This window comes from Streptomyces atratus (genome assembly GCF_014648655.1).
Classification (GTDB): domain Bacteria; phylum Actinomycetota; class Actinomycetes; order Streptomycetales; family Streptomycetaceae; genus Streptomyces; species Streptomyces atratus.
The window spans coordinates 1-584 of the sequence record NZ_BMRN01000230.1 but is presented as its reverse complement, the minus strand read 5'-3'; the positions used below and the strand labels follow the sequence as shown (position 1 = coordinate 584).

General features: G+C 60.3%; 1 protein-coding gene. It reads right to left on the bottom strand.

What is annotated here, in order from left to right:
- Positions 1–139: 139 nt before the first annotated feature.
- The coding region (locus IEZ15_RS44245) for a transposase (RefSeq protein WP_189282554.1) at positions 140–584 on the bottom strand (445 nt) is incomplete at its 5' end.

Below are 584 nucleotides of genomic sequence, written 5' to 3'. Positions count from 1 at the left end.
CGTCTTCGCGCATGTCAATCCCCGCTCATGCGGCAAGTCGCCTCAAAAGCCACTGGCCACAAAGGCGTTATAGCTCCACCAGGCATACCTAAACGCCCACTCAGAGGGCGTTTAGCGTGAGTGAATTGCCTCTTATGCCCTAGTAGGTTCCTCGCCAGGTTGGTGTGGTCTCGTCCGTTATGCGCTTGGCGAGGTTGTCTATCGAGGCGACGTGGATCATGGCTTCGGAGCTGGTGGTGAGGGTCTCGTAGTCGCGGGCGAGACGTCGGTGCATCATGACCCAACCGATACTCCGCTCCACTACCCAGCGCCTTTTCACGACGTGAAAGCCGCGAACTCCGGGGTTTCTGTTGACGACTTCGACGTCGATTCCGAGCTGCGCGCCGTGCTCGATGACGGCCTTCTTGAAGCCGGTGTCTACCCAGCTCTTGGCGATGGTCGGGTATGTCTTCTTGGCCTGGTCGAGGAGGCGTATTCCCAGGGCGTTTTCGGAGAGGCTTGCGGCGGTGACGGTCACGGCGAGGATCAGGCCGATCGTGTCGGTGAGGATGCCCCGTTTCCGACCGACGATCTTCTTGGCGGCG